This is a genomic window from Agrococcus sp. SGAir0287 (assembly GCF_005484985.1).
Lineage (GTDB): Bacteria > Actinomycetota > Actinomycetes > Actinomycetales > Microbacteriaceae > Agrococcus.
This window is the reverse complement of sequence record NZ_CP027942.1, coordinates 187,682-209,791: the sequence shown is the minus strand read 5'-3', so window position 1 is coordinate 209,791 and position 22,110 is coordinate 187,682. Positions and strand designations below refer to the sequence as shown.

The following is a 22,110-nucleotide window of genomic DNA, read 5'->3' as shown; positions in this document are numbered from 1 at the left end:
GCGGGCCGAGCCATCCCGGCGCTCAGCGCGGCGGCGAGATGTGCAGCCAGTAGAACGACTGCGTGCCGAACGTCAGCGAGAAGCGGCCGTCGTCGGCGATCGTCGGGAACTGGCCGCCGCCGAAGAGATCATGGAGCTCGGAGCCCGACCAGTCCGGAGCGTCGATCGTCACGTGCACCGGGTTGTGGCTGAACGAGAAGACGCACAGCACGTGCTCCTCCTTCGGCCCGTGGTACGTGCCGTCGCCCTCGTACGAGCGCACGAACGCGAGCACCGACTCGTTGTCGGTCTCGAGCACGCGGATCGAGCCCATGCCGAAGACGGGATGCTGCCTCCGCACGTGGATGACGGAGCGCATCCAGTTGAGCAGGCTCGACGCCTGCGCCATCTGCGCCTCCACGTTCACCGAGGTGTAGTGGTAGACGAGCGACTGCACCACGGGCAGGAACAGCTTGCCGGGGTCGGCCGACGAGAAGCCGGCGTTGCGGTCGGGCGTCCACTGCATGGGCGTGCGGCTCGCGTCGCGGTCGTCGAGCCAGATGTTGTCGCCCATCCCGATCTCGTCGCCGTAGTAGAGGAACGGTGATCCGGGCAGGGACATGAGCAGCGCGTTCGCGAGCTCGAGCTCGGCGCGCGAGTTGTCGAGCAGCGACGCGAGCCGGCGCCGGATGCCGACGTTCGAGCGCATCCGCGGGTCGTACGCGTACCAGCCGTACATCGCCTGCCGGTACTCCTCGCTCACCATCTCGAGCGTCAGCTCGTCGTGGTTGCGCAGGAACACGCCCCACGCCGAGCCCGGCGGCACCTCGATCTGCTCGGAGAGCACGCGCTTCAGCTCGGAGGCGTTCTGCGCGCGCAGGCTGTAGAAGATGCGCGGCATCGTCGGGAAGTCGAAGGCCATGTGGCACTCGGGCTCCTCGGCGGTGCCGAAGTACTCGGCGGTCTCGGCCGGCCACTGGTTGGCCTCGGCGATGAGCACGCGGCCCGGGTACTCGGTGTCGACCATCGTGCGCAGCTCGCGCACGAACTGGTGCGTCGCCGGCTCCGACTCGCCGTTGCCCTCCTCCGACTCGTACAGGTACGGGATGGCGTCGAGGCGGATGCCGTCGACGCCGATGTCGAGCCAGAAGCGGAGGATGTCGCGCACGGCCTCGTGCACGGCGGGGTTCTCGAAGTTCAGGTCGGGCTGGTGGGAGAAGAAGCGGTGCCAGTAGAACTGCCGCCGCTGGCTGTCGAACGCCCAGTTCGACGTCTCGGTGTCGACGAAGATGATGCGGACGTTCGGGTAGCCCTCGTCGGTGTCGCGCCAGACGTAGAAGTCGCCGTACGGGCCCTCGGGATCCTCGCGGGAGGCGAGGAACCACGGGTGCTGGTCGGAGGTGTGGTTGATCGGGAGGTCGATCATGATGCGCATGTTGCGCGCGTGCGCCTCCGACACGAAGTGCTTGAAGTCGTCGATCGTGCCGTACTCGGGCAGCACCGCCTCGTAGTCGGAGACGTCGTAGCCGCCGTCCTTGAGGGGCGACTGGAAGAACGGCGGCACCCAGATGCCGTCGATCCCGAGCCACTGCAGGTAGTCGAGCTTCGAGGTGAGGCCCTGGAAGTCGCCGAAGCCGTCGCCGTTCGAGTCGACGAACGACCGCACCATCACCTCGTAGAAGACCGACTTGCGGTGCCAGTCGGGATCGAGCTGCAGCCCGGGCACGTGGCTGCCGCCGATCACGGGGATGGGTGCGGTGAACGACATGCGCGGTCCTCTCGCTCGGCTCGGCTCGTGCGCGGTCGCGCCCCGCGGGACGCATCGCCCCAGCCAACCATCCGCACGGCCTCCGCTGCCAGGGGTCGCGGGGGCTTGCGTGCGTGCAGGGTCGTGTCGCAGCAGCCCTCCGAGTGGCCACGAAGGGCTGCCCTTCGTGGCCGATCCTCGCCCTTCGTGGCCGACGTCAGGCCCTTCGTGGCCGATGCGCGCCCCTCGTGGCCGATGCTGCGCCCGGCGCGGCCGGTCAGACGCGCGCCGTCGACCCCCGCACGACGAGCTCCGGCTCGATGAGCGTGTGCGACGTGTCGCCCGAGGGCGCGGCGAGGTCGGCGACGAGCCAGTCGACGACGCGCTCGCCGTGCTCGCGCGGATCCTGCCGCACCGTCGTGAGCTCGAAGGCCCCCGCGTAGGCGTGGTCGTCGACGCCGACCACCGAGAGCTCCTCCGGCACGCGGACGCCGAGCGTGCGCGCTGCGAGCAGGATGCCCATCGCGATCTCGTCCGTCGCGGCGAACACCGCGGTCGGCGGATCCGCCGACCGCAGCAGGTCGAGCGCGTGCCGGTAGGAGGCGTCGGCCGTCGGGTCGTGCAGCAGGGTCGGCTCGGGCTGCAGCCCCGCGGCGCGCATCGCCCGCTGGTAGCCGCGCTCGCGCAGGCGCTCGGCGGCGAAGAGCGACTCGTCGAGCACCGTCGAGCCGCCCACGTGCACGATGCGCCGGTGCCCAAGATCCAGGAGATGCTCGGTCGCGAGCGTGCCGACCCGCTCGTCGTCGAGGCACCACGAGCGCACCCCCGCGGCGCCGTCGCCGAGCGCGACGGCAGGGATGCCGATCGACGCGAGCCTGGACACCTCGCGATGCGTGAGCGCGAAGGTCGTCGAGATGAGCGCGTCGATGTGGTGCCGCTGCAGGAAGCGCTCGAAGACCCGCTCGCGCATCTGCGCCCCCCGGCCGAGGTCGTACAGCACGACGTCGAGATCGTGCGCGAGCGCCGCCTCGGCGATGCCGCGCAGCAGCGTCGAGACGTACCAGGAGTCGATCGCGGGGGCGAGGACGCCGATGGCGCCCGTGCGCCCCGTGGCGAGCGAGACCGCGGCGGGCGAGGCGCGGAAGTCGAGGGCCGCGGCGGCGTCGAGCACGCGCCTGCGCGTCGCATCCGCCACGGATCCGCGACCGGACAGCGCGCGCGACGCCGTCGCCTTCGACACGCCCGCGAGCCTCGCGACGTCGTCGATGACGGCCATGGCGCTCCCTCGCGCATCCGATCCCCGGCTGCGGACGAACGGACCGCAACCGGTTCCAACGACTATCACGGATGGACAACGAAGTGGAAGCGGAGCCCCTGCATCGTTGCGGCGTCGAGGATGCGTCGGTTACGGTCGCAGTGCTGTGGAACCGGTTCCGGTTCGGGCGAGGACGCCTCAGCGGGCGTCCCGCACTGTCTCCGGTCGTCCCGCAGCACTCGCACCAGATGGAGACAGGAGTTCCGATGAAGCGCTCCCAGCGCCGCCTGCTGATGCCCCTCGGCATCGTGGGCATCACCGCGCTCGCACTCACCGGCTGCGTCGGCGACGAGCCGACCGGCGGCGGCTCCGGCGGCGACGCCGGCGGCGGCAGCGGAGACTGCAGCGACTACGAGACCTACGGCACGTTCGACTCGGGCGCCGAGGTCAACGTCTACGGCACCATCGTCGACACCGAGCAGGAGCAGCTCGAGGAGTCGTGGGCCGACTTCGAGGACTGCACCGGCATCGACGTCGTCTACGAGGGCTCGACGGAGTTCGAGGCCCAGATCAACGTGCGCGTGCAGGGCGGCAACCCGCCCGACCTCGCGATCTTCCCGCAGCCGGGCCTCCTGGCGTCGATCGCGGCGCAGGACGGCGTCGCCTCGCCGCTGCTGCCCGCGCCCGACTCGGTCGCCGAGAACGCGCAGGAGTTCTGGAGCGAGGACTGGCAGGCCTACGGCACCGTCGACGGCACGCTCTACGGCGCACCGCTCATGGCGAGCGTCAAGGGATTCGTCTGGTATTCGCCCAGCATGTTCGAGGAGAACGGCTGGGAGATCCCGACGACGCTCGACGAGATGGACGCCCTGACGGCGACCATCGCCGAGTCCGGCGCTGCCACCCCGTGGTGCGCCGGCTTCGCCTCCGGCGAGGCCACCGGCTGGCCGGGCACCGACTGGCTCGAGGACTACATCCTCCGCCTGCACGGCCCGGACGTGTACGACCAGTGGGTCGCGCACGAGATCCCCTTCGACGACCCGCGCATCGTCGAGGCGCTCGACCGCGTCGGCGACATCCTGAAGAACCCGGACTACGTGAACGGCGGCTTCGGCGGCGTCGACACGATCGTCTCGACGGACTTCGGCGAGGCGGGCCTGCCCATCCTCGACGGCGAGTGCGCCATGCACCACCAGGCCTCGTTCTACTCGGCCCAGTGGCCCGAGGGCACCGAGGTCGCGGAGGACGGCGACGTGTGGGCGTTCCTGACGCCGGGCGTCGAGGCCGACGCCAACGCCGTGACCGGCGGTGGCGAGATCGTCGGCGCGTTCTCGGACTCGGACGAGACCGTGGCCGTGCAGACGTTCCTCTCGAGCGACACCTGGGCGAACATCCGCGTCTCGATCGGTGGCGTGACGAGCGCCAACACCGGCCTCGACCCGGCGAACGCGCAGAGCCCGCTGCTGCAGCAGGCCGTCGAGATCCTGCAGGACCCGAACACGACCTTCCGCTTCGACGGCTCGGACCTCATGCCGGGCGCCGTGGGCGCGGGATCGTTCTGGACCGGCATGGTCGACTGGATCGGCGGGACCGACTCGCAGACGGTGCTCGCCACCGTCGAGGCGAGCTGGCCGTCCTGACCTGACGGACGACGCCGGGGGTGGGCTCGCCCGCCCCCGGCGTCTCCCATACCCGCTGACGAAGGGACGTCCATGACGACGCTCGACCTCATCGGCAAGATCCTGCAGGTGGTCGCAGGGCTCGCCGCCTTCGGCGCACTCGTCGGACTGCTGCTCGTGTCGCTCGACACGAAGCCGTCCGAGCGACGCGGCGCCATCATCCGCACCCTCGTGCTCGGCCTCCTCGGCTGCCTCGTGCTCGTCGCGCCGATGCTCATCCCGAGCCTCGTGTCGAGCGCGCGCGTGCCGGTGCTGCTGGGCGTGACGATCCTCGCCATCGCCGGCGTGCTCCTCGTCGGCGACCTCGTGCGTCCCGAGCGGCTCGGCGCCGCCATCCGCGCCGGCGGCCCGATCCTCGTCGTCGCGATCGCGATCCTCGTGCTGCCGGGCTACGTCTCGAGCGGCATCGGCGAGTGGATCTCGCCCATGGTCACGACGACGTTCGGCCTCCTGCTGATCGCGCTCGCCGCGACCACGGCGGTCGCCAAGCTCATGCCCGGGCGCATCGGTCGGGCGCTGTCGGGCGGCGTGCCGCTCGTGCTCGCGGGCGTCGCGATGCTGCTCTTCCCGACGCTCTACGGGGAGGACGTCGACCGGTGGCTCACGCCGCAGGCGGCCCTCATCATCGGCGTCGGCGGCATCGTCGTCGGCGTGCTCTCGGCCGCGGTCGAGCTGGCCGCGCCGGGCCGCATCGCACGGCACGTGCGCCTCGTCGCGATGCTCGCGCTCGCCGCGGTCCTCGCGGTGCTGACGCTCACGATCCCCGAGCTCGGCGCGTGGCCCTACGCCGCAGCCATGCTCGTCGCGGTCGTCGGCGTGCTGCTCTACCTCGCCTCGGGCGACGACGAGTCGCGGCCCATGGTGCCGTTCCTCGTGCCCGCGGCGGCGCTGCTCGCGATCGGCCTGCTCTACCCGGCCATCCGCACGACGATGCTCGCGTTCACCGACCGCACCGGCGCGTTCATCGGGCTCGACAACTTCGTGTGGATGTTCACGCAGCGCGACGCGCTCGTGACGCTCGGCAACACGGTCGCGTGGGTCATCCTCGTGCCGCTCGTGTCGACGGTCATCGGCCTCGCCTACGCCGTCTTCATCGACAAGAGCGCCGGCGAGAAGGTCTACAAGATGCTCGTCTTCCTGCCGATGGCGATCTCGTTCGTGGGCGCGGGCATCATCTGGCGCTTCATGTACGCGTTCCGCGGCGGAGACCGGGAGCAGTTCGGCCTCGTCAACCAGATCATCGTCTGGTTCGGCGGCGAGCCGCAGCAGCTGCTGCAGAACGCGCCGTGGAACACGCTCGCGCTCATCATCGTGATGATCTGGATCCAGACGGGCTTCGCCATGACGGTGCTGTCGGCGGCGATCAAGGGCATCGCGGTCGAGCAGCTCGAGGCGGCGGAGCTCGACGGCGCGAGCCCGTGGCAGCGGTTCTGGAACGTCACGGTGCCGGGCATCCGATCGTCGCTCGTCGTGGTCGTCACGACGATCTCGATCGCGACGCTCAAGGTCTTCGACATCGTCCGCACGATGACGGCGGGCAACTTCGACACCTCGGTCGTCGCCAACGAGATGTACACGCAGGCGTTCCGCGCCGGCGAGCCCGGACGGGGTGCGGCGCTCGCGCTCATCCTCTTCCTGCTCGTGCTGCCGATCGTCATCTACAACGTGCGCGTGCTGCGCAGGCAGAGGGAGATCCGATGACCACCGTCGCCACGACCCCCGACCCCGAGATCGCGTCGGTCGACGACGCGCTGAACACGGGCGGCGGACGCGCCTCGCGCGTGAAGCGACGCCTCACGTCGCCGATCGCGACCGTCGTCGCGCTCGTCATCGCCGTGCTGTGGACGATCCCCACCTTCGGCCTGCTCGTCTCGTCGTTCCGCCCCGCGGAGCTCATCGAGACGACCGGCTGGTGGACGATCTTCCAGAACCCGGGCTTCACGCTCGACAACTACGCCGAGGTGCTGTTCTCCTCGTCGGGCACGGCGCCGCAGCTGGGCGAGTACTTCGTGAACTCGCTCGCGATCGCGATCCCGGGCACGCTCATCCCGCTCGTGCTCGCCGCGCTCGCGGCGTACGCGTTCGCGTGGATCAAGTTCAAGGGCTCGTCGACGCTCTTCGTCGTGATCTTCGCGCTGCAGATCGTGCCGCTGCAGATGGCGCTCATCCCGCTGCTGCAGCTGTTCGTGACGTTCGTGCAGCCGGCGATGGTGTGGACGAGCGACGTCTTTCCCGTCATCCCGGACCGGCAGTTCGTGTCCGTGTGGATCGCGCACTCGATCTTCGCGCTGCCGCTGGCGATCTTCCTGCTGCACAACTTCATCTCGGAGATCCCGGGCGAGGTCATCGAGGCGGCGCGCGTCGACGGCGCCGGTCACGGGCAGATCTTCCTGCGCATCGTGCTGCCGCTCGCGATGCCGGCGATCGCCTCGTTCGGCATCTTCCAGTTCCTGTGGGTGTGGAACGACCTGCTCGTCGCACTCGTGTTCTCGACGGGCCAGCCGGACACCGCGCCGTTGACGCAACGCCTGGCCGAGCTCGCGGGATCCCGCGGCGAGGACTGGGAGCGCCTGACGGCGGGTGCGTTCATCTCGCTCGTCGTGCCGCTGCTCGTCTTCTTCGGGCTGCAGCGGTTCTTCGTGCGCGGCCTCCTGGCGGGGTCGGCGAAGGGATGACCGCTCGCCCCGCGGCGCATGCTGCGGGAGCGGATGGAAGGGGGTCGCCCGCCGGCGGCCCCCTTCCGCGTGGGCGGGGCGAGCTCGCCGCGCATCGCACGCGGACCGGCGTGGTCTCCTCGGCGGAGACGGTCGTGTCGGGGCGTGCGCGGGCGCAGCGCTAGAGCCGCATGCACTCCCCCGCGAAGGCGACGCCGACGTCCGCGGCGCCGTCGAGGCCGGGCACGACGACCTCGAAGGAGACGGTGCGGCCGCTGATGGTGCCGGCACGCGTCTCCTCGGCGAGGACGTGCTCGCCGGAGTCGGACTCGAGCATCACGGCCGTCACGACGGTCTCGCCCTCGCGCTGCTCGAGGGTCGCCGTGAACGACCCTTCCGTGGCGCTCACGAGGGCGCCGATGCCCTCGCCGTCGGCGCGGTCGACGATGGTGCACGAGACGTCGCCGGCGATCTGCCGGCCATCGACGACCAGCGTGGGCGACCCGTCCGTGGTCGTGACCGGTTCGGGCACGGCCACGGTCGTCGACGAGCACGCCGCGAGGGCGAGGAGGGCGGCGGACGAGACGGCGGCGGAGGCGATGGAGCGCATGCCACGATCCTGCTTGCAGCGTCTGGATCGAGCCTGACGACGGTGGTCGCCCGCCGCATCCCATGCGCACGACCGCGCGCGGCTCGACGCCGCCGAACTTCGCCCGTCGCGAGTCGGATGGCGCGCGCCCTCGCGGGGGGGTGCGCTGCACGACTCCCCGGGTCGTCTGTGGACAGGCGATCCCTCCACAGCGCATCCCTCGCCGTCGGCATCCGTGGGCCGCGCGACCTAGCGTCGCCGCGGCACGACCAGGAGGCACCATGCGACCGCGACGAGCACGCACCCATCCCATCCACCCCGACCGACGTCGTCGGTGGCGACGACGAGGCGCGAGCGCGCTCGGCGCCTGCGTGACGCTCGGCGCGACCCTGCTCGGCATCGGCGCAGCGCCTGCGTGGGCCACGCCCGCCGTGCTCGCCGCCGAGAGCGCCGCGTCCACGACGCTGCCCGGCACGCTGCTGCTGGGCGGCTGGAGCGACGGCGGCGTCTCGACGCTCCACGCCTACGCCACGGCCGGCGAGCGCGTCGTGGCGGCGCTCGCGACGAGCGATCGCTCGGGGACCGGCGCGCGGGTCGTCGTCCGCGATCCAGCGGGCACCGTCGTGCACGACGCACGCCTCGAGGCGGGCGCGCCGATCGGCACCGAGCTCGGCGGCGCGTGGACCGCGCAGGTCGACGGCGTCTGGTCGATCGCGGTGCACGACGGGCCGGGCAGGCAGGCGGGCCTCACGTGGGACGTCGCGGTCGAGGGCGCCGTCGGCCCGATCGCCGGCCGTGTCTGGACCGAGTCGCTCGCGATCCACACCCCCGAGCCGACCACGATCGCCGTCCACGCGGCGGCACCCGACGGCGCGATCTACCGGGTCACGCTCGACGGCTACGACGGCGTGGACTCGACGCTGCGCATGAACGACGTCGGCAACGCCGCCGCCGGCGCGTGCGAGCCCGCGCACCGGTCCGTGCCCATGTCGCACTCGCCCGAGGCGGGTGGTGCGGGGACCGCCTGGTGGCAGCCCACGAGCGACGACTGCGACGACCTCACCGACTTCCGCCTCTTCCTCGACGCACCCGCCGCCGACCTGCCTGCATCGACGACCGCGTGGGCCGACGGCCGCACGGAGGAGACGTGGCTGTCGGCCGAGTACGTCTCGCCGACGATCGCCGGGCTCGCCTTCGTGCGCGACGGTCCGGGCGCGAACGCGGGCGTCGTGTCGGGCGAGCTGCGCGGCCAGCCCGGCGTCGTGCGCGTCGAGGTGGATGCGGACGGCGACGGCGCGTTCGACGGCCCGCGCGACGTCGTCGACGAGGTGGCGGTGCTCGAGCCCGGTGCGTTCTCGTGGCGTTGGGACGGGCACGATGCGGCGGGCTCCCCGGTGCCCACGAGCGCGACGCGCCTCACGATCCGCGCGTCCATGGCGCAGGTCTCGCCCATCCACTTCCTGCGGATCGATGCGGAGACGAGCGCGGGCGGCATCGAGGTGGAGGCGCTGACGGGGCCGCAGCCCGGCGTCGCGACGCTGCACTGGGACGACACGGCGCTCGTCGCCTCGAGCGACGCGCGCTGGACGCGTACGGATCCGCTCATGGGCAGCGATCCGGCGACGACGTCGGCGGGCGGCGTGCACGGCTGGGAGGCCGGTGGCGAGCACCCGAACCAGAACGACGGCGTCGGCGGATCGTGGGGCGACCTGCGCTCGATCGACGACTGGGCATCCATCGTCGACCACGCGGAGGCGACGATCGCCGTCGAGGCGCTGCCCGACGTGCGCATCGACAAGCGCGTCGACGCGGAGGCCGTCGTCGCCGGCGACGGCAGCGCCGCGACCGTCGTCTGGACGATCGAGGTCGGCAACCTCGGACTGGTCGCCGCGACGGACCTCTCGGTGGTCGACGGCTACCCGGCTGCGCTCGATCCCGCATCGCTGCAGGTCGTCGCCGGCCCGACGCAGGGAGCGATCGACCTCGCGTCGGGCACGTGGACGGTCGGAACGCTCCCGCCGGGTGCCACGGCATCGGTCAGCCTGCAGGGCACCGTCTCGACGACGCCGGGAACGGCCGCGACCGTGGTGAACGTCGCTCGCGTCACCGGTCCGCAGCTGCCGCCACCGACCGGCTCGTGCATCCCGAATGAGGGCCTCGAGGCCGACGACGACCGCTGCGACTCGGTGGGCACGCCGCTCGAGCCCACGCCGACGCCGACCACGGAGGCGGCGCCGCCCGCTCCCGTGAGCGACCCGCCGCTGCGGAGCAGGGGCCGACCGGAGCCCGAGCCGCTGCCGCAGACGGGTGCCGACCTCGACGGCGCGCTCGCCGTCGGTGGCGCGGCGACCCTGGCGCTCGGGCTCGCGGCGATCGTGTGGCATCGTCGCCGCGCGCGCTCCCGCTCCGGCGCCGTCTGACGCAGGCGGACGAGCGGATGCCCCGGCCCGAGCGGCCGGGGCATCCGCTCGTCGGTCAGCGCGAGTAGGTGCCGACGATGCGGTTCTGCTCGAGGATCGAGCCCGCGTTCCGATCGAGGAAGGCCTCGCGCGTGGGCTCGCCCGTCACGGGCTCGGACAGCGCGTAGACCCAGGCGTAGTAGTGATGGTCGCCGTGGCCCTGCGGCGGCTGCGGGCCGTACCAGCCGGGCTCGCCGGCGCTGGTGGGGGCGGCGCGACCCACGGACGGGTCGATGGGTCCGTCGACGGCCGGCAGGCCGTACACGACCCAGTGCGTGAAGCCCCGCGCCATCGGCGCGTCGGGGTCGTGCACGACGAGCGCGAGCTCGACGGCGTCCTCCGGCACGCCCGACACCGCGAAGCGCGGCGCCTCGTTGCCGCCGTCCTTCGCGAGCCGGTCGGGCATGCGGCCGCCGGCCTCGTAGTCCTCGCTCGTGATGGTCAGATCTGCGACGTGCGGTCCCATGGACGTCCTTCCTGCCGCGCGGGCGCGCGGTCCCATCCATGCTCACCCGGCGCGCCGGCAGGCGCACCGGCTTGCGTCCGGCCCGCGAGACGCCCCGAGCCCGTCCGCATCCGCTCTGCGAGGATCGACGTCAGGCATCGCGTCCCGCGGAGGACGCGGCGCGACGACGAGCACGAGGAGCATTCGCGATGCAGCGCACCAGGATCGGCCGCAGCGGCCTCGAGGTCTCCCGGGTCATCGTCGGGTGCATGAGCTTCGGGGAGCCCGACGTCGGCAACCACGGCTGGACGCTCCCCGAGGAGGAGTCGCGCGGCTTCATCCGGCACGCGCTCGAGCTCGGCCTCACGACGTTCGACACCGCGAACTCCTACTCCGCCGGCCGCTCCGAGGAGATCGTCGGCAAGGCGCTCGCCGACTTCGCGAGGCGCGAGGACGTCGTGATCGCGACGAAGGTCTACTTCCCCATGCGCGAGGGCGTCAACGGCCGTGGGCTCTCGCGCGGGCACATCCTCGAGTCCGTGGAGGCGAGCCTGCGACGGCTCGGCACCGACTACGTCGACCTGCTGCAGATCCACCGCTTCGACCCGACGGTGCCGGTCGAGGAGACCCTGCAGACGCTCGACGACGTCGTGCGCTCGGGCAAGGTGCGGTACATCGGCGCCTCGTCGATGTGGGCGTGGCAGTTCGCGAAGCTGCAGCACGCGGCCGAGCTGCACGGGTGGACGCGCTTCATCTCGATGCAGGCGCAGTACAACCTCATCACCCGCGAGGACGAGCGCGAGCTGTACCCGCTGTGCCTCGACCAGGGGGTCGGCGCGCTGCCGTGGAGCCCGCTCGCCCGCGGCAAGCTCACGCGTCCCTGGGATGCGCAGACGTCGCGGTTCGCCACGGACGCCATCGCGGCGAACCTGTACCAGCAGGCCGAGGACTCGGATCGGCGGATCGTGGATGCGGTGCTCGCGATCGCCGCCGAGCGGGAGGTGCGACCGGCGCAGGTGGCGCTCGCCTGGGTGCTCGCGCAGCCCGTCGTGTCGTCGCCGATCGTCGGAGCCACCAAGATGCAGCACCTCGACGACGCCGTCGCCGCGACCGAGCTGACGCTCACCGACGACGAGCTGCGACGGCTCGAGGAGCACTACGTGCCGCACGCGATGGAGGGCTTCGTCTGATCGGTCGCGAGCCCGCCCGGCTGGTCGCTGCCTCCGTCCGACCGGCCGCAGCTCGCCCCTGACCGGTCCGGTGCGACTGCGACCAGTCGTGGCACCCGCGAGGGCTACGGCGTCGGGGTGCGGGCGTCGTAGCGCAGGAACGAGCCCTGCATCCGCGTGACGAGCAGCACGAGCGCCACGATGCAGAGGCCACCGAGCAGCGGCGGGAACCAGAGCGCGACGAGCGACGCCGTGAGGCCCGCGTAGAGGTCGCCGAGGCGAGGACCACCGGCGACGACGACCGTGAAGACGCCCTGCAGCCTGCCGCGCATCTCGTCGGGTGAGGCCTGCAGCAGCATCGTCGAGCGGAAGATGGCGCTGATCTCGTCGCTCGCTCCCATGCCCGTCATCGCGAGGCACGCCAGCGCGAGCGCCGGCCAGGCGACGCCGCTCAGCTCGTCGGTCACGGAGACGCCCGACAGCGTCGTGACGAGCAGCACGACGCCGAGCAGCGCGCCGGCCGTGCCGTAGAGCATGATGGCCCGCTGGACGGCGAGACCGTGCCGGTGCACGTGCGCGACGGGACCCGACAGCAGGCTCGCCAGCAGCGTGCCGACCGCGCCGGCCGCCGTGAGCACGCCGACCGTGATGGGGCCGCCGCCGATGACGAGCGCGCCGACGGCGGGGAAGAGCACGTTGGGCCTGCCGAAGACCATCGCGACGATGTCGACGACGAACGACATGCGGATGTTCGGCGCCCGGCGGAGGAATCGCATCCCGTCGCGCAGCGACTCCAGTCCCGGCTTCGCGACGCGCCCCTGCGGCGGCATGGCGGGCAGGCCGAGGATGCCGACGAACGCGACGGAGAAGAGCACCGCGTCGACGGCGAAGGTCAGCGGCAGCCCCACGGTCGCGGCGAGGACGCCCGCGAGCGCGGGGCCGATCGTGACCATCGCGCCGATCGCGATGCCGTTGAGCGCGGCGGCGCGCGAGAGGAGGTGCGCGGGCACGATGCGGGGCGTGATCGCGCTGCGCGTCGCGCCCGAGATCGTCGTGGCGACGGCGTTGATCGTGGCGAGCACGTAGAACGGCCAGACCTCGACGCGCTGCCCCTCGGCCATGGCCCACGCGTCGTACGCCGACATCGCCACGATGCCGAGCACCGTGATCCAGCCGAGCGTCGCGGAGGCGAGCAGCACGCGCTTGCGGTCGAACGCGTCGGCGAGCATGCCGCCCCAGAGCCCGGCGACGATCATCGGCAGGAGGCCGATGGGGCCGACGAGCGACACCGCGAGCGTCGACTGCGTGATGTCGTAGATCTGCAGGCCGACGGCGACGACCGTCACCATCGAGCCGATGCCGGAGATCGCGTTGGCGATCCACAGGCGCGCGAACGCGGGCGACGCGCGCAGCGGCTCGAGGTCGACGAATCGTCGGCGGCCGACCGGCGCGGCGTCGGTCGGCTGCACGGGGCCGGGCTGGGCGATCGCGTCGGAGGTGGCCTGAAGGCCGGCCTCCTGACGCTCGGGCGCTGCCGTGTCGGGCGACTCCGCGTCGTGCTCGGCGTCGGCCGCTCGGCCCGGGACGATCGGCACGCGCCCCGTCGTGGGGTCGCCGCCGGAGTCCATCGTCACCGCACGAGCCTACGGCCCGATCGCGCGCGGACCGGTCCGCAGGCCCCGCGCGACGTCGATCCGGCTAGCGGCGCGTCTCGTCGCGCACCCGCACGTCCCGACCGACGGCATCGTCCGCGCCGCCGCTCGAGAGCCGCCGCATGCCCAGCGCGGCGAGGATGCCCGTCACGATCGCCAGCGGCCCGACGACGACGAGGATCGCGCCCCACCAGGGCAGCACCTCGGCGAGCGCGACGACCACCGTCACCGCGAGGGTCGTGACCGTGGCGAGCGCGAGGCCGCCGGCAGCGGCCAGCAGCGCGACCCCCATTCGGGCGTCACGCGTGCGATCCATGACGTCGCGCCGCAGCTCGTCGAGCTGCTCGCGCACGATGGCGCGCAGCTGGCGCGGCAGGTCGCGCACGACGTCGATCGGCGTCCTGCGCCCCTCGCGCTCAGCCACGGCGCCGGCTCGGGGTCTGGCCGTCGTCGCCGCGTCGGCGGCGGCCGAGGATGCGCTTCGCCACGAAGGCGGCGACGAGCGAGAGGATGCGGGGCAGCATGGCGTCCTTCCTGGAACGGGCGGCGGATGCGCCGCGAGCCCGTGAGTGGGCTCACCCTGGAGACGTCACCAGCGGCGCATCCGTCACGGATCCGCGGCGCGCCGCCGGCGTCGCAGCGTGGCATGCTGACCGCGAGCGAAGCAGATGAGGATCCACCCATGAGCGCCGACGTCGCAGCCCCACCCCCGTTGGCGATCCGCCGCGTGCGCCGCATGCTCGGACGCGACCCGCACGAGGGCGGCCGCGCGGCGACGCCGCTCGAGCTGCTCTTCGACCTCGCGTTCGTCGCCGCGTTCGGCATCGCGGGCAACGAGATGGCGCACGCGCTCGCCGAGGGCCACGTCGCGGTCGCCATCGGCGGATTCGCCTTCGGCGTCTTCGCGATCACGTGGGCGTGGATCAACTTCTCGTGGTTCGCGTCGGCGTTCGACACCGACGACTGGGTGTACCGCCTGACGACGATGGTGCAGATGGTCGGCGTCGTGGTGCTCGCGCTCGGCCTCTCCGACGTCTTCCACTCGCTCGAGGAGGGGCACGGGGTCGACAACGCCGTGCTCGTCGCCGGCTACGTCGTCATGCGCGTCGCGATGCTCGCGCAGTGGCTGCGCCTCGCGGCGCAGTCGCCCGAGCATCGCCTCGCCGCGCTCACGTACGCGACGGCCATCGCGATCGCGCAGGTCGGATGGGTGGCGCTCGCGGTCGCGCACCTCGAGCTGCTGCCGACGATCGCGGTCGCGGGGCTGCTCTACGTCGTCGAGCTCGGCGGCCCCGTGGTGGCGGAACGCCGCACGCCCACGCCGTGGCACGCGCACCACATCGCCGAGCGCTACGGGCTGCTCGCGATCATCGCCCTCGGCGAGGGCGTGCTCGGCACCGTCGCCGCCGTGCAACCCGTCATCGCCGAGCAGGGCTGGTCGACCGACGCGATCGTCCTCGTCGCGGCGGGGGTCGCACTCACGTTCGGCATGTGGTGGGCGTACTTCGCGATCCCGTTCGGCGATCTGCTGCATCGCGATCGCCGCGGGTCGTTCGCGTTCGGCTACCTCCACATCCTCGTCTTCGCCGGGATCGCGGCCGTGGGTGCGGGGCTCCACGTCGGCGCGTACGTCGTCGAGGGCTCGGCGAGCGTCGGGTTCTCGGAGGCGGCGCGTGCCGTCGCGATCCCGGTGGCCGTGTACCTCGTCGCGCTCGTCGGCATCGCGGACATCCTCGCCGGTCGCGTCCGCCCGGGGCACCTCGCGCTCCTCGTCGCGGCGATCGCCGCGCTCGTCGTCGCCGTGCTGCTGTCGGACACCGGCTCGCCGTTCGCCCTGGACATCGCGCTCGTCGCGGCAGCGCCGTGGATCCTCGTCGTCGGGCTCGAGGTGCTGGGCAGGCGGCAGCAGGAGCAACCGGTCCTCGATCGACCGCACACGGCCTGACCGCACGCCGACGGCCCCGCATCCACGTGGGATGCGGGGCCGTCGTGCGTGGGGCGGTCGGTCAGCCGACGGGCGCCGTGGCCGGCGGCTCGACGAGCGTCGACTTCGGGTCGTCGATCTCGGGCAGGCGCGCCGCGACCTGGTCGCCGAGCCACGCGTCGACGTTCCTCCAGTACGCGATCGCGCGCTCGCGGATCTCGGGGACGCGCGTCTTCGAGACGTGGCCGACGATGTTGCCGACGAGCCGCTCGCGCGCAGCGTCGTCGAGCACGTCGCGCACGAGCGTGCGCGCCTGGCCGAAGTCGTCGTCCTCGGGGTGCAGGGTGGCGGCCGAGCGGATGAGCTCGCCGTCGGACTCCCAGCCGCGGTCGTCGCCGTGCGCCGCGGGGTCCGCGTGCGGGCCGCCGAACGAGTTCGGCGCGTAGACGGGCGTCGACGCCGGCCGGTAGCCGTGCCGCATCGCGCCGTCCTTCGAGTACGAGTGCACCTCCGCCGCGTGGGGGCGGTTGACGGGCAGCTCGGCGTGGTTCGTGCCCACGCGGTAGCGGTGCGCGTCCGCGTAGCTGAAGATGCGCGCCTGCAGCATCTTGTCGGGGCTCGCGGCGATGCCGGGCACGAAGTTCGACGGCGCGAACGTCGCCTGCTCGATCTCGGCGAAGTAGTTCTCGGGGTTCCGGTTCAGCTCCATGCGGCCGACCTCGACGAGCGGGTAGTCGCCCTTGGGCCACACCTTCGTCAGGTCGAACGGGTTGAAGCGGTACGACGCGGCATCCGCGTACGGCATGATCTGCACGTACAGCGTCCAGGACGGGAAGTCGCGGCGGTCGATCGCCTCGTAGAGGTCGCGGATGTAGTAGTCGGCGTCCGAGCCTGCGAGCTGGTCGGCGACGTCCTGCGGCATGAACTCGTTGCCCTGGTCGGTCTCGAAGTGGTACTTCACCCAGAAGCGCTCGCCTGCGGCGTTGATCCACTGGTAGGTGTGCGAGCCGAAGCCGTCCATGTGCCGCCACGTCGCGGGCAGCCCGCGGTCGCCCATGAGCCACGTGACCTGGTGCGCCGACTCGGGCTGCAGCGTCCAGAAGTCCCACTGCATGTCGTGGTCGCGCAGGTTCGAGCCCGGCAGGCGCTTCTGCGAGCGGATGAAGTCGGGGAACTTGATGCCGTCCTTGATGAAGAAGACGGGGGTGTTGTTGCCGACGAGGTCGTAGTTGCCCTCGGTCGTGTAGAACTTCAGCGCGAAGCCGCGCGGGTCGCGCCATGTGTCGGGGCTGCCCTGCTCGCCGGCGACCGACGAGAAGCGCGCGAGCATCTCGGTCTCGACGCCGGGCTGGAAGACGGCGGCGCGCGTGTACTGCGAGACGTCGCTCGTCACCGTGAAGGTGCCGAACGCGCCGCCACCCTTGGCGTGCACGACGCGCTCGGGGACGCGCTCCCGGTTGAACTGCGCGAGCTTCTCGACGAGGTAGTGGTCGGTGAGCGCGATGGCGCCGTCGGCGCCGACCGACTGCGAGTGCTGGTCGCTCGCGACCGGCGCTCCGGAGTTGGTGGTGGTCCGCTGGGTCATGGTGTCCTCTGCTTCCTCGGTCGGGTCATGGGGCGGGTCGGTTCGGTCGGAGGGTCGGTGCAGCGCCCGACGGTCGTCGGGACGTGCGCCGCGGTCAGCGCTCGGAGCGCGCGCAGTCGGCGCAGAGCCCCCAGAAGGTCACCTCGGCCTGCACGACGGCGAAGCCGGCGGGCGCGGGCGCGTGCAGGCATGGGGCCTCGCCCGTCACGCAGTCGACGTCCTCGACGCGTCCGCACCGCGAGCACACGGCGTGGTGGTGGTTGTCGTCGACGCGCAGCTCGAAGCGCGCGGCGGAGCGCGCGGGCTCGAAGCGGCGCAGCACGCCGGCCTCGTGCAGGGCGCCGAGCACGTTGTGCACCGACTGCAGCGAGATGCCGGGCTCGAGGTCGCCCACGCGCCGATGGATGGCGTCCGCGTCGGCGTGCGGATGGTCGGCGAGCACCGCGAGCACGGCGAGGCGTCCGCGCGTCACGCGCAGGCCCCGCGTGCGCAGCATGCCCTCGTGCGCGACACGACGCTCGAGGGCGGCGTCGATGCCGTCGTCCGGCGGCGTCTCGACGAGGTGCATGTCCCCCATCCTGCCGCCCTATCGTGAACGACTCAAATCTGCGGCGTGTCGAGTCGGCGACCGACGGGCGGACGGTCGCACCGCGCGCCGGACGCCGCAGCGCGTCGCCGCGCCCACCCCGCATGCACGCGAGGCGGGCGCAGCGACGCCACGGACTCAGCGCTGCGCGGCCTCCTCGACGGCGCGCGAGCGGTCCGCGCGCGTCTTCACGAGGCTCGCGACCGTCGCGATCGCGATCGTGCCCGCGATGAAGGTCAGGGAGAACCAGATGGGGATGTCGAACGCCCACGGCACGGGCTCGCCGCCGTTGATGAACGGCACCTCGTTGACGTGGAGGGCGTGGAGCACGAGCTTCACGGCGATGAAGCCGAGGATGGCCGCGAGGCCCTGCCCGAGGTAGACGAGGCGCTCGAGGAGCCCGCCGATGAGGAAGTAGAGCTGGCGCAGGCCCATGAGCGCGAACGCGTTCGCGGTGAACACGATGTACGCCTCCTCGGTGAGGCCGTAGATGGCCGGGATTGAGTCGAGGGCGAAGAGGAGGTCGATGAACCCGATCGCGACGATCGTGAGCAGCATCGGCGTCACGAAGCGCCGTCCGTCCTTCCGCACGACGAGTCGGTCCTCGTGGTACTCGTCCGTCACGGGCAGGATGCGGCGGACGAGCCGCATGAAGCGGCCGTCCGAGGGGTCGCCGTGGTCGCCCTTCAGCTGCTGGATGGCGAGGACGAGCAGCAACGCGCCGAAGAGGTAGAACACCCACGAGAAGTTCTCGATGAGGGCCGCGCCGACCGCGATGAACGCGCCGCGCATGATGAGGGCGATGACGATGCCGATCATCAGCACCTTCTGCTGGTAGATCCTCGGCACCGCGAAGCCGGTCATGATGACGATGAAGAGGAACAGGTTGTCGAGCGACAGCGCCTTCTCGGTGAGGTAGCCGGCGAAGTACTCGCCGCCGAAGGTCCAGCCGTTCGTGACGCCGATGCCGACGCCGAAGAGCAGCGCGAGGCCGATGTAGAACGCCGACCAGCGCGCCGCCTCCCCGAGGGAGGGCTCGTGCGGCTTGCGCACATGCGCGAAGAACTCGTAGACGAAGAACGCGATCGTGACGAGGATCGTGACGATCCAGACCAGGGGTGTCACCTGCATGGCAGCTCCAGGGCTCGGTGTGCGAATCGGACACCAAGGTCTCCTCCATCTCACGGCGATGCCGTGAGACCGACGACCCGGAGCGGATGCTCGAACTGACGGGCTCGTCGCGGTCGGGAGTACTCCCCTTGCTGCGACCAGCATACCGGAGGGCGCGCCGGGCTGGGCGAGCCGCACCGTCGCGAGTGCCCGCATCCCAGCGGATTCCAAGGTCGCACCATTGGCACTCTCACGGGCAGAGTGCTAATCTGGGCGCAGCCTCTCGGGGTGGTCCCCGAGGGCGATCGCCACGACACCCGGTCTCGCGCGCAGGGCGCGGACCGCGTTGCAAGGAGGTGGTTGTCATGGCTCTGACCTTCGACCCGTTCCGCGAGATGGATCGCATGGCGGCGGCTCTGCTGACCAACGGAGGCACGCGGCGCGGCGGCCCGTGGATGCCCATGGACCTCTACCGCGCCGACGACCACTACGTCGTGCACGTCGACCTGCCGGGCGTCGACCCGGGCTCGATCGACCTCGACGTCGACGCGCAGACGCTCACGATCCAGGCCGAGCGCACGCTCGGCGCCGCCGAGGGCGCGCACTGGCTCGCGCAGGAGCGCGCGGCCGGCCGCTTCACGCGACAGCTGAGCCTCGGCGCCGACATCGACCTCGACGCCATCCACGCGTCGTACGAGCACGGCGTCCTGACGCTCACGATCCCGGTGGCCGAGCGCTCCAAGCCGCGCAAGATCGCGGTCGAGCACGCCGGCGGCGACCGTGCGATCAGCCAGGCGCCGTCGACGCAGGAGGTCGGCGCGGATGCGTGACGCGGAGGCGCCGCGCTCGCCGGAGGACGAGGAGCTCGAGCCGACGTTCGGTCGATGGCTCGCCCTGATCGACGGGCGCTAGCGCAGGTCGGCGCGGCCGGGCGGAGGACCGCCCGGCTGCGCTCGCGCGTGCCCTCGCGCCGCAGGCGAGGCGATGCGGCGCGCCCTCAGTGCGGGATGGGCTGCGTCGTCGTCGTCGGCTCGCCGCGGCGTCGCGCAGCCCACGGCTCCAGCGCCAGCACGACCAGCGCGACGGCGATCGGGCCGTAGACGAGCGCGTCGACGACGCCGACGGCCTCCCCCAGCAGCACGGTCGAGACGACGACGAGCAGCACGGGCTCGACGTACGTGAGCAGCCCGAAGAGCCCGAACGGCAGCAGGCGGCTCGCCGACAGGTACATCCAGAGCGCAGCCCCGCTCACGACGCCGAGCAGCGCGAGCATCGGCGCATGGCCCCAGGACGCCGCGCCCGCGCCGGTCGCGGCGTGGACGACGAGCACCACCACGGCGACGGGCAGCAGCACCAGCTGCTCCAGCACCGTCGCCCCCGGCCCGTCGAGGCCGAACCGACGCCGCAGGTCGAAGTAGACCGGGTAGCCGAACGCCACGAGGGCGGTCGCGAACCCCACCGAGCCCCCGATCGCGAGCGCGGCGCCCACGCCGACCAGCGCAGCCACCACGGCCACCACGCGCAGGCGCGACATCCGCTCGCCGTGCAGCACGACGCCGACGAGCACCATGGCCAGCGGCAGCAGCAGGTAGCCGGTCGCGGTGTCGAGGCCGTGGCCGGCGATCGGCGCCCATCCGAAGAGCCACAGCTGCACGGACAGCAGCGCCGCGTCGGCCACCAGGACGAGCGCGAGCACGGGTCGACGGCGGATGCGGGCGAGCACGCGGCCGACGTCGCGCAGGCCGACGGTCGCGGCGAAGAGCGCGACGAGCACCGGAAGCATGACGACGACCCGCCACGCGACGATCTCGAGTCCCGTGAGCGGTGCGAGCAGCGGCGGCAGGAGGAAGAGCGCACCGAAGAGCACCGACGCGCCGATCGAGGCGACCACGCCCATGCCGACGCCGGATGCGGCGCGGAGGCGGGCGGGCGCGAGCATGCGGCCTCCATGCGGCGGTGGGTGGGGGCGTCGCGCGGTCGCCGACGCGCATCCAGCCTAGGAGCGCTCGCGGGCGCGGTCCGTCAGCCCAGCAGGCCGGCCGCGAGCACCGCGAGCGGGCACGCCAGCACCGTCGTCGTGAGCACGATCGTGCGCGTCACGGCGCCCACCGACGTGTAGGACGACGCGATGGCGTACATGTTCTGCGCCGACGGCAGGCACGCGATGACGACGAGCGCCAGCAGCTCGAGGCCGCCGAAGCCGAGCAGCAGCCCGAACCCGAGCGTCGCCAGCGGCAGCAGCACGAGCTTGCCGAGCAGCGGGATGAGCACGACCGTCGTCTCGCGGCGCAGCGGCTCGAGGGGACGGGCGCCCCGCAGCGACATGCCGAACGCCAGCAGCAGCATGGGAATCGATGCGTCCGCGAGCAGATCCGCCGGCATGAGCACGGCATCCGGGATCTCGACGCCCGTCAGCATGACGACGGCTCCGAGGATCGCGGCGGGCACGACGGGCGTCGCGAACGGGCGCAGCGCCCGACGCCACGCGGGCTGCGCTGCCCCCTCGTGCGCGGAGGCGGTGGCGATGCCCATCAGGACGGGCGCGAGCACGAGCACCTGCAGCAGGATGCTGGGCGCGAGGAAGGACGTCGTGCCGAGGATCGACGTCGCGAGCGGGATGCCGATGTTGCCCGAGTTCGTGAAGCCCGTCGTCGTCGCGAGCACTGCCACGGCCGTCGTCGAGCGGCGCATGCGCGCACGGGTGAGCAGCGCTCCCGCCGTCACGAGCATCGTGAGCACGATCGGCGCGACCGTCGCGAGCGAGAACGTCGACAGGAAGACGCTCGGGTCGGCCCGGGCGAGCACGACGAACGTGAGGCCCGGCATGCCCACGAGCAGCGTGAGCCGGTTGAGGATGCGCTCGGCCTCGGGGCCGACGACTCCGATCCTGCGCACGAGGTAGCCGATCGCGATGACGAGCGCGACGCCGCCGAACGCGAGGGCGGCGTCCGCCATGTTCTCGACGTCCACGAGCGGATGCCTCCCATCCGTGTCGTGGATCCGGTGCCCCTCGATCCTGCCACCTCCGCTGGCGCCACAGCGGTCGCGCGACTACCGTGCGGGGCATGGGTCAGGAAGCGCTGCCGTTCGGAACCCCTTCGGAGCCCGGGGCGGATCCCCTCGAGGATGCGATCGAGCGCGCGCTCATGAGCGCGGGCCTCGGCGCGGGCGGCGCGCTCGAGACGCAGGACGAGCTCGGGCAGGCGCCCGACCCCACGGCCGCAGAGGCGGGCGACGCGTCGGCGGGCGCGGCCGACGGCGACTGAGGCGGCTCGCG

At 72.2% G+C, this 22,110-nt stretch carries 19 protein-coding genes; 8 read left to right on the top strand and 11 right to left on the bottom strand.

What is annotated here, in order from left to right:
• Nucleotides 1–22 precede the first annotated feature (22 nt).
• A complete protein-coding gene (gene treS, locus C1N71_RS00975) occupies nucleotides 23–1,747 on the bottom strand; it encodes a maltose alpha-D-glucosyltransferase (RefSeq protein WP_137754696.1) in 1,725 nt (574 codons plus the stop codon).
• 256 nt (nucleotides 1,748–2,003) lie between these two features.
• The gene (locus tag C1N71_RS00970) at nucleotides 2,004–3,002 is read right to left on the bottom strand and encodes a LacI family DNA-binding transcriptional regulator (protein ID WP_137754695.1); all 999 of its coding nucleotides are present in this window, start codon (nucleotides 3,000–3,002) and stop codon (nucleotides 2,004–2,006) included.
• Between the two features lie 245 nt (nucleotides 3,003–3,247).
• Here C1N71_RS00970 and C1N71_RS00965 point away from each other — a divergent pair, with 245 nt between their 5' ends.
• The 3 genes from C1N71_RS00965 to C1N71_RS00950 all read left to right on the top strand — a co-directional run bounded on the left by C1N71_RS00965 (nucleotide 3,248) and on the right by C1N71_RS00950 (nucleotide 7,335).
• Nucleotides 3,248–4,621: an ABC transporter substrate-binding protein gene (locus C1N71_RS00965; RefSeq protein ID WP_137754694.1), complete on the top strand. Its 1,374-nt coding sequence runs from the start codon at nucleotides 3,248–3,250 to the stop codon at nucleotides 4,619–4,621.
• A gap of 834 nt (nucleotides 4,622–5,455) precedes the next feature.
• Nucleotides 5,456–6,361 carry a carbohydrate ABC transporter permease gene (locus C1N71_RS00955; RefSeq protein WP_254678179.1) on the top strand — a complete coding sequence of 302 codons (906 nt, stop codon included), beginning with the start codon at nucleotides 5,456–5,458 and terminating at the stop codon, nucleotides 6,359–6,361.
• Nucleotides 6,358–7,335, top strand: coding sequence for a carbohydrate ABC transporter permease (locus tag C1N71_RS00950; RefSeq protein WP_137754693.1), 978 nt, complete (start codon nucleotides 6,358–6,360; stop codon nucleotides 7,333–7,335). Before C1N71_RS00955 ends, C1N71_RS00950 begins: the two co-directional genes overlap by 4 nt.
• Nucleotides 7,336–7,495: 160 nt before the next feature.
• On the opposite strand, the gene C1N71_RS00945 is transcribed toward C1N71_RS00950, so the two are convergent.
• The gene (locus C1N71_RS00945; protein WP_137754692.1) at nucleotides 7,496–7,924 is read right to left on the bottom strand and encodes a hypothetical protein; all 429 of its coding nucleotides are present in this window, start codon (nucleotides 7,922–7,924) and stop codon (nucleotides 7,496–7,498) included.
• Nucleotides 7,925–8,274: 350 nt separating this feature from the next.
• Here C1N71_RS00945 and C1N71_RS00940 point away from each other — a divergent pair, with 350 nt between their 5' ends.
• On the top strand, nucleotides 8,275–10,323 hold the full coding sequence (locus C1N71_RS00940; RefSeq protein WP_137754691.1) for a DUF11 domain-containing protein: 2,049 nt from the start codon (nucleotides 8,275–8,277) through the stop codon (nucleotides 10,321–10,323).
• A 55-nt stretch (nucleotides 10,324–10,378) separates the two neighbouring features.
• Here the strand turns inward: C1N71_RS00940 and C1N71_RS00935 are convergent, their stop codons facing one another.
• Nucleotides 10,379–10,828 carry a YbhB/YbcL family Raf kinase inhibitor-like protein gene (locus C1N71_RS00935; protein WP_137754690.1) on the bottom strand — a complete coding sequence of 150 codons (450 nt, stop codon included), beginning with the start codon at nucleotides 10,826–10,828 and terminating at the stop codon, nucleotides 10,379–10,381.
• Between the two features lie 188 nt (nucleotides 10,829–11,016).
• On the opposite strand from C1N71_RS00935, the gene C1N71_RS00930 reads away from it, so the two are divergent.
• Complete coding sequence (locus C1N71_RS00930; protein WP_137754689.1) at nucleotides 11,017–11,997, top strand: aldo/keto reductase; 981 nt, start codon at nucleotides 11,017–11,019, stop codon at nucleotides 11,995–11,997.
• Between the two features lie 104 nt (nucleotides 11,998–12,101).
• On the opposite strand, the gene C1N71_RS00925 is transcribed toward C1N71_RS00930, so the two are convergent.
• Both C1N71_RS00925 and C1N71_RS00920 read right to left on the bottom strand, forming a co-directional pair.
• Nucleotides 12,102–13,604: an MFS transporter gene (locus C1N71_RS00925; protein WP_217496049.1), complete on the bottom strand. Its 1,503-nt coding sequence runs from the start codon at nucleotides 13,602–13,604 to the stop codon at nucleotides 12,102–12,104.
• A gap of 70 nt (nucleotides 13,605–13,674) precedes the next feature.
• Nucleotides 13,675–14,052 carry a phage holin family protein gene (locus C1N71_RS00920; RefSeq protein ID WP_137754688.1) on the bottom strand — a complete coding sequence of 126 codons (378 nt, stop codon included), beginning with the start codon at nucleotides 14,050–14,052 and terminating at the stop codon, nucleotides 13,675–13,677.
• Nucleotides 14,053–14,310: 258 nt separating this feature from the next.
• On the opposite strand from C1N71_RS00920, the gene C1N71_RS00915 reads away from it, so the two are divergent.
• Complete coding sequence (locus C1N71_RS00915) at nucleotides 14,311–15,573, top strand: low temperature requirement protein A (protein ID WP_217496017.1); 1,263 nt, start codon at nucleotides 14,311–14,313, stop codon at nucleotides 15,571–15,573.
• A gap of 61 nt (nucleotides 15,574–15,634) precedes the next feature.
• On the opposite strand, the gene C1N71_RS00910 is transcribed toward C1N71_RS00915, so the two are convergent.
• From C1N71_RS00910 to C1N71_RS00900, 3 genes are all read right to left on the bottom strand, one after another.
• On the bottom strand, nucleotides 15,635–17,137 hold the full coding sequence (locus tag C1N71_RS00910) for a catalase (RefSeq protein ID WP_137754687.1): 1,503 nt from the start codon (nucleotides 17,135–17,137) through the stop codon (nucleotides 15,635–15,637).
• A 94-nt stretch (nucleotides 17,138–17,231) separates the two neighbouring features.
• Nucleotides 17,232–17,633: a Fur family transcriptional regulator gene (locus C1N71_RS00905; RefSeq protein WP_137757130.1), complete on the bottom strand. Its 402-nt coding sequence runs from the start codon at nucleotides 17,631–17,633 to the stop codon at nucleotides 17,232–17,234.
• Nucleotides 17,634–17,861: 228 nt separating this feature from the next.
• Nucleotides 17,862–18,854, bottom strand: coding sequence for a TerC family protein (locus C1N71_RS00900; protein ID WP_137754686.1), 993 nt, complete (start codon nucleotides 18,852–18,854; stop codon nucleotides 17,862–17,864).
• Nucleotides 18,855–19,198: 344 nt separating this feature from the next.
• Between C1N71_RS00900 and C1N71_RS00895 the strand changes: the two genes are divergently transcribed.
• Entirely contained in the window at nucleotides 19,199–19,663 is a 465-nt protein-coding gene (locus C1N71_RS00895) for an Hsp20/alpha crystallin family protein (RefSeq protein ID WP_137754685.1), read from the top strand.
• 167 nt (nucleotides 19,664–19,830) lie between these two features.
• Here the strand turns inward: C1N71_RS00895 and rarD are convergent, their stop codons facing one another.
• Nucleotides 19,831–20,772 carry an EamA family transporter RarD gene (rarD, locus tag C1N71_RS00890; RefSeq protein WP_137754684.1) on the bottom strand — a complete coding sequence of 314 codons (942 nt, stop codon included), beginning with the start codon at nucleotides 20,770–20,772 and terminating at the stop codon, nucleotides 19,831–19,833.
• 83 nt (nucleotides 20,773–20,855) lie between these two features.
• Nucleotides 20,856–21,803, bottom strand: coding sequence for an AEC family transporter (locus C1N71_RS00885; protein ID WP_137754683.1), 948 nt, complete (start codon nucleotides 21,801–21,803; stop codon nucleotides 20,856–20,858).
• 95 nt (nucleotides 21,804–21,898) lie between these two features.
• Between C1N71_RS00885 and C1N71_RS00880 the strand changes: the two genes are divergently transcribed.
• Nucleotides 21,899–22,099: a hypothetical protein gene (locus C1N71_RS00880; RefSeq protein WP_137754682.1), complete on the top strand. Its 201-nt coding sequence runs from the start codon at nucleotides 21,899–21,901 to the stop codon at nucleotides 22,097–22,099.
• The last annotated feature ends 11 nt before the right edge of the window (nucleotides 22,100–22,110 follow it).

Coding starts and splice junctions, on each gene's coding strand:
- treS (WP_137754696.1), bottom strand. CDS start 1,747: ATGTCGTTCACCGCACCCATCCCCGTGATCGGCGGCAGCCACGTGCCC.
- C1N71_RS00970 (WP_137754695.1), bottom strand. CDS start 3,002: ATGGCCGTCATCGACGACGTCGCGAGGCTCGCGGGCGTGTCGAAGGCG.
- C1N71_RS00965 (WP_137754694.1), top strand. CDS start 3,248: ATGAAGCGCTCCCAGCGCCGCCTGCTGATGCCCCTCGGCATCGTGGGC.
- C1N71_RS00955 (WP_254678179.1), top strand. CDS start 5,456: ATGCTCGTCGCGGTCGTCGGCGTGCTGCTCTACCTCGCCTCGGGCGAC.
- C1N71_RS00950 (WP_137754693.1), top strand. CDS start 6,358: ATGACCACCGTCGCCACGACCCCCGACCCCGAGATCGCGTCGGTCGAC.
- C1N71_RS00945 (WP_137754692.1), bottom strand. CDS start 7,924: ATGCGCTCCATCGCCTCCGCCGCCGTCTCGTCCGCCGCCCTCCTCGCC.
- C1N71_RS00935 (WP_137754690.1), bottom strand. CDS start 10,828: ATGGGACCGCACGTCGCAGATCTGACCATCACGAGCGAGGACTACGAG.
- C1N71_RS00930 (WP_137754689.1), top strand. CDS start 11,017: ATGCAGCGCACCAGGATCGGCCGCAGCGGCCTCGAGGTCTCCCGGGTC.
- C1N71_RS00925 (WP_217496049.1), bottom strand. CDS start 13,604: ATGGACTCCGGCGGCGACCCCACGACGGGGCGCGTGCCGATCGTCCCG.
- C1N71_RS00915 (WP_217496017.1), top strand. CDS start 14,311: ATGAGCGCCGACGTCGCAGCCCCACCCCCGTTGGCGATCCGCCGCGTG.
- C1N71_RS00910 (WP_137754687.1), bottom strand. CDS start 17,137: ATGACCCAGCGGACCACCACCAACTCCGGAGCGCCGGTCGCGAGCGAC.
- C1N71_RS00905 (WP_137757130.1), bottom strand. CDS start 17,633: ATGCTGCGCACGCGGGGCCTGCGCGTGACGCGCGGACGCCTCGCCGTG.
- C1N71_RS00900 (WP_137754686.1), bottom strand. CDS start 18,854: ATGCAGGTGACACCCCTGGTCTGGATCGTCACGATCCTCGTCACGATC.
- C1N71_RS00895 (WP_137754685.1), top strand. CDS start 19,199: ATGGCTCTGACCTTCGACCCGTTCCGCGAGATGGATCGCATGGCGGCG.
- rarD (WP_137754684.1), bottom strand. CDS start 20,772: ATGCTCGCGCCCGCCCGCCTCCGCGCCGCATCCGGCGTCGGCATGGGC.
- C1N71_RS00880 (WP_137754682.1), top strand. CDS start 21,899: ATGGGTCAGGAAGCGCTGCCGTTCGGAACCCCTTCGGAGCCCGGGGCG.